Source organism: Streptomyces sp. NPDC001292, from assembly GCF_042896465.1.
In the GTDB taxonomy this organism is placed as follows: domain Bacteria; phylum Actinomycetota; class Actinomycetes; order Streptomycetales; family Streptomycetaceae; genus Streptomyces.
The window spans coordinates 1-1,623 of sequence record NZ_JBIAXG010000137.1; the positions used below are offsets into that span (position 1 = coordinate 1).

At 70.1% G+C, this 1,623-nt stretch carries 2 protein-coding genes; one reads left to right on the forward strand and one right to left on the reverse strand.

Features of this window, described 5'->3' with window-relative positions; genetic code table 11:
* Positions 1 to 269: 269 nt before the first annotated feature.
* Entirely contained in the window at positions 270 to 1,100 is an 831-nt protein-coding gene (locus ACFY4A_RS42575; RefSeq protein WP_390834672.1) for an IS5 family transposase, read from the forward strand.
* On the opposite strand, the gene ACFY4A_RS42580 is transcribed toward ACFY4A_RS42575, so the two are convergent.
* Entirely contained in the window at positions 1,018 to 1,512 is a 495-nt protein-coding gene (locus tag ACFY4A_RS42580; protein WP_390834673.1) for a hypothetical protein, read from the reverse strand. The genes ACFY4A_RS42575 and ACFY4A_RS42580 overlap by 83 nt on opposite strands.
* Between the last annotated feature and the right edge of the window lie 111 nt (positions 1,513 to 1,623).

Genomic DNA, 1,623 nt, shown 5'->3' on the forward strand with positions numbered 1-1,623 from the left:
AGAAGGCTTCTCGAAACCGGGTGTGGGGCTGGGGGTTCCGTACGGGTGTGCTGTTCGGGTGATCGTGGCCGTGCGGGGGCATGAAGGCAGGGCCTCTCGGTAGTGCAGAGGGTGTCTACGCCACTGCTCACCGGGAGGCCCTGTTGCCGCAGTTGTATCGGTCCGCTGTGGAAGAGTCCATCCCGGACACGCGGGTGTGCGACTGTTTCGCCCACACGTATGGGAACGCCGCGGACAATCCGTCCGGCGGGCACTGCTATCCGACCGACATGACGGACACGGAATGGGCCACGGTCCGCGCAATGATCCCGGAGCCGGCGTGGGCCGAGGGCCGGGGCGGCCGGCCGGAGGAGTACTGCCACCGGGACATACTCGACGCGATCCGGTACGTGGTGGACAACGGCGTGAAGTGGCCCGCGCTGCCTGCGGACTACCCGCCGTGGAAGGCGGTGCACCGGTTCTTCACCCGCTGGCGCAAGCAGGGGCTGATCGATGAGTTCCACGACCGGCTGCGCGCCGCGACCCGTCACGCGGAGGGCCGGGATGCGGAGCCGACGGCGGGGGTGATCGACTCGCAGTCCGCGAAGGGCACGTCAACGGTCGCAGCCGCGACCAGTGGCTATGACGGCGGGAAGAAGGTCAAGGGCCGCAAGCGGCACATCGTGGTGGACACACTCGGCCTGATCCTGGCGGTGATGGTCACTCCCGCCTCGACGGGGGACCGGGACGCCGCCCAGGACCTCCTCGCCCGGGCCACCAGGCGGCATCACCGGCTCAGGCGGGTGTGGGCGGACAGCGGATACACCGGCATGCTGGTGGGCTGGTGCGCGATGGCCCTGAACCTGATGCTGACCGTCATCCGCCGCAGCGACGACCAAAAAGGCTTCATCGTGCTGCCCAAGCGGTGGATCGTGGAGCGGACCTTCGCCTGGCTCACCCGCTCCCGACGCCTGGCCCGCGACTACGAGCGGCTGCCAGCGAGTTCGGAGGCGATGATCCTGTGGTCGATGACCATGGTCATGACCCGCCGTCTCGACCGCCGCAGGCGAACCGGCCCGGCGCCGGCTCGTGCGCCCATCCCCGCGCGACGAGCCGCTTGAGCTTGCTCCGCACGCCCTCGATCTTCGCCGGAACCACTTCCAGCCCCAACAAGGCAGTGGTCTCACGGCAGTTCAGTGGCTCGCCGCCGGTGGTGCGGCGTTCGGCCAGCAGGCTCATGACGTGCTGATACTCCGGCGCCAGCACTTCGGCCGACAGCCCTTCCCGCCAGAGGGGAACCACCGACCCGGGTCTGGCCGCCGACGGCGCCGCGGCCTCGCTCTCCTCCGGCGTCCTTGCCGGCTCACCGTCCTGGCCCGCGGCGCCCCCGTCCCACACCTCGCCGACCCGCCTGCGGGCGATCAGCCACTCGTCCCATTCCGACTGCGCCGCCTCCAGCTCGGCCTGCAGCTCCTCCACCCGCTCGCGGGCCGCACGCTCCCGCTCCTCCAGCCGCCCCAGCACCGACGCCATCACGCACCTCCAGCACGCCACCATCACGGACGCACCGGACCTACCTCACCCACCCCGCACCATGCCTGATCAGCACAACCCAGCCCCCACACTCGGTTTCGAGAAGCCTTC